The organism is Psychroserpens ponticola, assembly GCF_023556315.2.
GTDB classification, from domain to species: Bacteria; Bacteroidota; Bacteroidia; order Flavobacteriales; family Flavobacteriaceae; genus Psychroserpens; species Psychroserpens ponticola.
In genome coordinates, this window is sequence record NZ_CP116221.1 from 1,055,025 (window position 1) to 1,062,500 (window position 7,476).

Annotated in this window: 5 protein-coding genes and 1 rRNA gene (1 of these 6 cut by a window edge); 1 reads left to right on the top strand and 5 read right to left on the bottom strand. The window is 33.1% G+C overall.

What is annotated here, in order from left to right; genetic code table 11:
* Positions 1–35: 35 nt before the first annotated feature.
* The 5 genes from MUN68_RS04710 to thrS form a co-directional block, all read right to left on the bottom strand.
* On the bottom strand, positions 36–3,293 hold the full coding sequence (locus tag MUN68_RS04710) for an amidohydrolase family protein (protein WP_249997216.1): 3,258 nt from the start codon (positions 3,291–3,293) through the stop codon (positions 36–38).
* Between the two features lie 165 nt (positions 3,294–3,458).
* Positions 3,459–3,803 (bottom strand): 50S ribosomal protein L20, encoded by a 345-nt coding sequence (gene rplT, locus MUN68_RS04715; RefSeq protein ID WP_040250654.1) that lies wholly within the window; start codon positions 3,801–3,803, stop codon positions 3,459–3,461.
* A gap of 106 nt (positions 3,804–3,909) precedes the next feature.
* Positions 3,910–4,107, bottom strand: a complete 198-nt coding sequence (gene rpmI, locus MUN68_RS04720) for a 50S ribosomal protein L35 (protein WP_249997217.1) — start codon at positions 4,105–4,107, stop codon at positions 3,910–3,912.
* Between the two features lie 67 nt (positions 4,108–4,174).
* A complete protein-coding gene (gene infC / locus MUN68_RS04725) occupies positions 4,175–4,669 on the bottom strand; it encodes a translation initiation factor IF-3 (RefSeq protein WP_249997220.1) in 495 nt (164 codons plus the stop codon).
* A gap of 88 nt (positions 4,670–4,757) precedes the next feature.
* Positions 4,758–6,701 carry a threonine--tRNA ligase gene (gene thrS / locus MUN68_RS04730; protein ID WP_249997218.1) on the bottom strand — a complete coding sequence of 648 codons (1,944 nt, stop codon included), beginning with the start codon at positions 6,699–6,701 and terminating at the stop codon, positions 4,758–4,760.
* 717 nt (positions 6,702–7,418) lie between these two features.
* On the opposite strand from thrS, the gene MUN68_RS04735 reads away from it, so the two are divergent.
* Positions 7,419–7,476, top strand: a 16S ribosomal RNA gene (locus tag MUN68_RS04735); it runs 1,464 nt beyond the window's last position.

Consider the following 7,476-nt stretch of genomic DNA (forward strand, 5'->3'; position numbering starts at 1 on the left):
AAAAAAGCCGATTCAAAACTGAATCGGCTTTTTTTTTAATGAGATCCTAAATGGCATCCACAAGCATCACGTGTGAAACTTTGTGTCTCTTCATGCCAAGGAAACGCTTGGTTATAATTTGAGTTTTCCCAATAGAATTTTGAACGTTCTTTAGGTTCATTTCCAATTTCATTCATGGTTTCTGTATCGTACATACGACCATTAATCATGGTGTAAATAATACTTTCAGAATTTCTAATATCTTCCAAAGGATTCTTGTCCATCACAATTAAATCGGCTAGTTTTCCCTTTTTAAGAGAACCAACATCATTTCCTATACCAATATAATTAGCGCCATTTATTGTTGCAGCTTTAAGCGTTTCATGATTTGATAGTCCACCTTGCTGTAACAACCATAATTCCCAATGTGCACCAAGACCTTGTAACTGTCCGTGAGCACCAAGATTAACTTTAACTCCAGCATCACTTAAGTCTTTTGCTGTTTTTGAAACGAGTATGTGTCCATTTTCGTATTCTTCATCTGGAACCATAATGCGATGTCTTGAACGTGAATCAATAATCCCTCTAGGTGTATATTTTAAAAGTTTCTCATTCTCCCAAACATTAGTATTCTGATACCAATACATTTCACCATTCATTCCACCATAATTTACAATAAGTGTAGGTGTGTAACCAACATTACTATTTCCCCAAAGATCTAGAACATCTTTATAAACAGGAGCCACAGGAATATTATGCTCAACACCAGTGTGTCCATCCATAACCATTGTGATGTTATGATAAAAATTTGAACCACCTTCTGGAACCACAAATATACCTTCCTCACGAGCAGCTTGTAAAACTTGTTGTCTTTGTTCCCGTCTTGGCTGATTATAACTCTTCACTGATAATGCACCAAACGCTTTTGTTCTTCTAATTGATGAACGTGCATCTTCTAAATTATTAATAACCGCTTTAAAATCACCATCAGCTCCATATAAAATAAATCCTGTTGAGTAGAGGCGAGGACCAACAAGCGTTCCCTTTTTTTGTAATTCGGAAAGTGCGAAAACTGTTTCAGAATGTGCAGAAGGATCATGAGCTGTTGTCACACCAAAGGCAAGATTAGCATAAAATTGCCAATGCTTTTGTGTTGTTAATCCGTAACGGAAACCACCAATATGTGCATGCGCATCAACCATTCCAGGCATGATTGTTTTTCCAGTCACATCATAAACTTTAGCATCAGAAGGAATTGAGATGTTTGAAGTATTACCAATGGCTTCGATTGTATTGTTATTGATAACAATCGTTCCGTTTTCAATAACTTCATCACCTTCCATAGTAATGATACGAGCTCCTTTTAAAGCAATTCTGCCTTTTGGTTTATCGGTTTTTACTTCTAAGTTAATTCTGATTCCTTCTTCAATAAGTTCAGTGTTTTCGGAAGCTTTAGCTGAAAAATATAGGTTTCCTAATGACCAATGAATAATTTTGCTGTCCTTCGACCAATGCAAATTGATACCAGCATCTTTTGAAAGTTGTGTAATTGGAACATACTTTGTTTTATCTGTTAAGTCTAGAGTTTGTCCAGCTTTAGGCATTGGAGCCATATATACTTTATGTAAATGAACAAAGGCGATCCAATTTCCATCTGGACTTGGAACTAAAATGTTTCCGTGTTTTGACTTTATGTGAATATGCTCGTCAAATCCATTAAGATCGACACTTTTTAATTCTTTAGTTAATGCACCAAAAAATTGTCCGCCTTTTTGATAAATAATTTTAGAATCATCTGTATTAAACATTGGATTATCACCTTCTTTGGTAACCATTTTTGCATTTGATCCATCAGCTTTCATTATATATAGTCCTGGTTTTTTATCGAAAGTATGACCTTGTTCGTTGTTTCCGCCTTCCTTACGATAAACGATATGTTTACCATTATGTGAATACGACGGGTTTCTATAAATCCCTTTTTTAGAAGATAATTTTATAGCTGTTCCTCCAGTTGTTGGTATAGAATATATAGCACCTAAATTTTCATCATTCCAAGTAACATAAGTGATGGTTTTTCCGTCAGGAGAGAAGGTAGGTTCGAATTCAAAATCGGTTCCAGTAGTTAAGCGTTGTGCTTTTCCGTTAGGTAATTTTTGAGTGTATAAATAACCTAAGGCATTAAATACAATTGATTTTTCATCAGGAGAAGTTGTAATATGACGAATCACTTTAGCATCAAAAGTATCAGGCGCTACAGGAGTGTCAAATTCAACAGCTTTTGCTATTTTAATAGTCGCATCAACTTGAAAAGGAATATCAGAAACCTTTAATGTCTTGCTATTGATTTTGTTTATTTTTCCTCCAGACCAAATGATAATATCTTCATTATTTGGCATCCAGTTGAAATTGGTATACACACCAAATATAGCCCAAGCTTCTTGTTGATCTTTATTGAGGTTGTCATAAATTGGCCATTCTTCACCAGTTTCTAAATCATGAATATATAATACCGATTTAGTACGCACACGTTTAACGAATGCGAGTTTTTTTCCGTTTCTAGAAATTTGTGGACGAGCTGCTCCACCTGGTCCACCAGTAATTCTATCTGTTTCGCCAGTTTCCATGTTATAGCGTTTAATCACATAGATTTGACTATTTGGATCTTTGTTATATTTAAAAAAGCCTCCAGGATACATGTCTTCGCTGTAGTATAAATATTTACCATCTGATGATAAACTTGGCTCGTTAACATCTTGCTGGTCGTTTTTCTTTTTTGTGAGCTGAATACCACTTCCGCCAGATTTATGATACATCCAAAGTTCGCCAGCACCTGCAGAACGTGTAGAAGTGAAATGTTTTCTGGCAATAACATAATTACTATCAGGTGTCCAAATGGCATTATTTAATAATCTGAAATTTTCTTTAGTGATTTGTTTGGCATCAGAGCCATCACTATTCATGTACCATATATTGTCTCCTCCACCAGCATCACTAGTAAATGAAATGTGTTTTCCATCAGGACTAAAACGTGGTTGAATTTCAAAAGCTAAACCTTCTCTTAAAACGGTTGCTTTACCACTATTGATATCAACTTTATAAATATCTCCTAAGAGATCGAATATGATGGATTTTCCATCAGGACTCACGTCAAGATTCATCCAAGTACCTTCATTAGTTGATAATTTCAATTCTTTGAAATTCCAATCACCTTCAGGATTTGTAACATCCCAAGATTTTTCTTCAGTTTTATCTTGACTAAAGGAGTTGAATGCAATAAATAGAGCAAGTGCTACGATTAGTTTTATACGGTTCATGTGATAAGTTTTAATTGACTTGTAAGTTAATTATAAAAAATAAAACTGACTGTTAAATTGAAGGATCTAAATTCTAATTTATTAACGTTTTTAGGTATAAAAAAACCGATTCATTTCTGAATCGGTTTTAATAAGCGAATTGTTATTATTATTTAGGCGAATGCCTTACTTTACTTTGTTTACTATTGCTTCAAAAGCTTCTGGGTTATTCATTGCTAAATCGGCTAGAACCTTACGGTTCAATTCGATATTATTAGCTTTAAGTTTTCCCATAAATTTTGAATAGCTCATTCCGTGTTGTCTAGCTCCTGCGTTAATACGCATAATCCATAATGAACGGAATGTTCTCTTTTTTACTCGACGGTCTCTGTACGAATATTGCATCGCTTTGTCAACCGCATTTTTTGCTACTGTCCAAACGTTTTTACGTCTTCCGAAGTAACCTTTTGCTTGCTTAAGAACCTTTTTTCTTCTGGCTCTTTTCGCTACTGAATTTACTGATCTTGGCATTTTTTAAATTGTTTTTTTGTAGTAGGCGATCGATACTTCGATACTTGCTAAATTGTTTTGCCTAACTCCAGGGTTTATAATTTGTTTTTAACCGATTAAAACAAGATTACTTTAAACGTAATAATGTTTTAATATTGTTCTCATCTGATTTATGTACTAAACCGTCATGAGTTAACTTAAGCTTACGCTTTTTAGATTTTTTTGTCAAAATATGACTCTTAAAAGCATGCTTTCTTTTAATCTTACCAGTGCCAGTTAGTTTAAAACGTTTCTTAGCACTTGATTTGGTTTTCATTTTAGGCATTTTCCTATTTTTATTTACGTTTCGCTTATTATCTTTATGCTGAATTCTTCAGCTTATTTACTACTTTTTATTTAGGCTTTTTTGGCGCAATGAACATTGTCATACGCTTACCTTCTAATCTTGGCATTTGCTCAACCTTTCCTAAATCTTCAAGATCTTGTGCTAATCTTAGTAATAAGATTTGACCTTGTTCTTTAAAAACAATTGAACGACCTTTAAAAAATACAAAAGCTTTTAACTTTGCGCCATCTTTTAAAAACTTTTCCGCATGCTTCTTTTTGAATTCGTAATCATGATCATCAGTTTGAGGACCAAAACGAATTTCTTTAATAGTTACTTTTGAAGCTTTTGCTTTGAGCGCTTTTTCTCGTTTCTTCTGTTCGTAAAGAAACTTCTTATAGTCCATGACTTTACATACTGGAGGATCAGCTTTGGGAGAAATTTCAACTAAATCAAACCCTTGATCATCTGCGATGGCAAGTGCATCTTTTGTTGAATAAATTCCAACTTCTACATTATCACCAACAAGGCGTACCTTCTCGGCTCTAATTTTAGAATTAATTTTGTGTTGATCTTCTTTTACTACTCGCTTAGAGTAATTTCTTCTACGTATTGCTATGACTTATAATTTTTAGTTAAACTTAATTGTTTTATTTAAATGTTTTTAATGTCTTTTTTATTTCATTATCAACAATTTCTGAAAACTTATCTACACTAATCATGCCTAAATCTTCTCCACCATGTTGACGAACTGAAATTTTATTTTCATTTTCTTCATTCTCTCCAATAATAATCATAAAAGGGATTTTATTCATTTCGGCTTCCCGAATTTTCTTCCCAATAGTTTCATTTCTATTATCAACGAGGGCGCGAATTTCGTGTTTTTCTAGCGAATTTAAAACTTTTTCGGCGTATTTTTCATATTTCTCACTTAATGACAGTATAATTACTTGTTCTGGCATAAGCCAAAGTGGGAAATTTCCTCCAGTGTGCTCTAGTAAAATAGCGATAAAACGTTCCATACTACCAAAGGGAGCGCGATGGATCATTATAGGTCTGTGTAGCTCATTATCACTACCTTTGTATGTTAAATCAAAACGTTCAGGTAATGTGTAATCTACCTGAATTGTCCCAAGTTGCCATTGTCTACCAAGAGCATCTTTAACCATAAAATCTAATTTCGGGCCATAAAAAGCGGCCTCACCAGTTTCAACAACATAATTCAACCCTTTGTCGATTGCCGCATTCAGGATTGCATCTTCTGCTTTTTTCCAGTTTTCATCACTTCCTATATATTTATCTGGGTTTTCTGGGTCTCTAAGAGATACTTGAGCTGTGAAATTTTCAAAACCTAAGGATCCAAAAACATATAGAACTAAATCAATAACGTCTTTGAATTCTTTGTCTAATTGATCTGGCGTACAAAAAATATGAGCATCATCTTGAGTAAACCCTCTTACACGAGTTAAGCCATGCAATTCACCACTTTGTTCATATCTATATACTGTTCCAAACTCTGCAAAACGTTTTGGTAAGTCTTTGTATGACCATTGGCTACTATTATATATTTCACAATGGTGTGGGCAATTCATAGGTTTTAATAAAAACTCTTCACCTTCTTTTGGTGTTGTGATAGGTTGAAAGCTGTCTTCTCCATATTTTGCATAATGGCCAGAAGTTTCATAAAGTTCTTTTTGTCCGATATGTGGTGTTACTACCATTTCATAACCAGCTTTCTTTTGAGCGCTCTTTAGGAAGTTTTCTAGACGTTCTCTTAAAGCTGCACCTTTTGGAAGCCATAATGGTAATCCCTGACCAACTTTTTGTGAAAATGTAAAAAGTTGAAGTTCTTTACCTAGTTTTCTGTGATCGCGTTTTTTTGCTTCTTCTAATAAATGCAGGTATTCAGTTAGTTCTTTTTGTTTTGGAAATGAAATGCCGTAAATACGTGTTAATTGTTTGTTGTTTTCATCACCTCTCCAATAAGCACCTGCTACAGATAATAACTTAACAGCTTTAATGATGCCAGTATTAGGAATATGTCCACCACGACATAAATCTGTAAATGTAGAATGGTCGCAGAAAGTGATAGTTCCATCTTCAAGGTTTTTAATCAATTCAACTTTATATTCATTATTTTGGGACTTATATAATGTTAAAGCATCATTTTTAGACATAGAGCGCATTTTGAAATCATGTTTTCCTCTAGCGATTTCTATCATTTTATTTTCTATAGTTTTGAAATCTTTTTCAGAAATAGTATTGTCTTCAAAATCGACATCATAATAAAAACCATTTTCAATTGCTGGCCCAATTGATAATTTAGCACCAGGATAGAGCTCTTCAATCGCTTGAGCTAATATATGTGAAGTTGAATGCCAAAATGCTTTTTTTCCTTCATCATTAGTCCAAGTATATAAAATTAATGAACCATCTATATTTATTGGAGTTGTGGTTTCAATAGTTTCGTTGTTAAATCTCGCAGAAATAACGTTTCTTGCAAACCCTTCACTTATATTTTTAGCAACTTCCATAGGAGTAGTTCCTTTTTCGAAAGTCTTTATTGTTCCATCGGGTAGAGTAATATCAATCATTATTATAGTATATGTAATTTTATAACTACAAAGATAGGATGTTAAATATTGACATACAATATATATATTAAGTATAAATATTGATTATTGTGATTATGGTCTGTATTTTGGAATTCTAAATTATAGATGCGTATATATGCTTTAAGGAATAAATAATTGCAACTCCCTTATACTAAGCTATTAGAGATTATGATAATAAAAATTTCAAAAAAAGATTAAAAAAGGCTTGGTAAGAAGAAGGTGTAGGTTGTATATTTGCAGCCGCTAAAAACGGTATAGTTTACGGCAAAAGTTCTTGTAATAAAAGTTGTTTAGATAAGGGTGAGAATAGAGATTTAATTTTTATCTAAAATAAAAACAATAAAGGTTGTGTGATTAATAAAAGGTTGTATATTTGCAGCCGCTAAAAACGGTAATGTTTGAGGTTAAAAAAGTTCACATATATATTGTTTTTAGAAGAAGTAAGAAAATTTGAAATTTTCTTCAAAATAATTTTAAAAAACATTGTGAGAATAAAAAAAGGGTTTTATATTTGCACCCGCTTAAGGCATAAACGTTTTAAGAAAGAGATAAAAAGTTCATTAACATATTGAATTGACAGCGTAAGAGAGTTATTGGAAACGATAATTTTCGAGACAAAAGAATAGACCATTTTGAGTACTGAAATTAAACAATTTCGATTAGTTGTTAAGATATAGTCGTAAGACTTAAAATTTAACGATGAAGAGTTTGATCCTGGCTCAGGATGAACGCTAGCGGCAGGCCTAACACATGC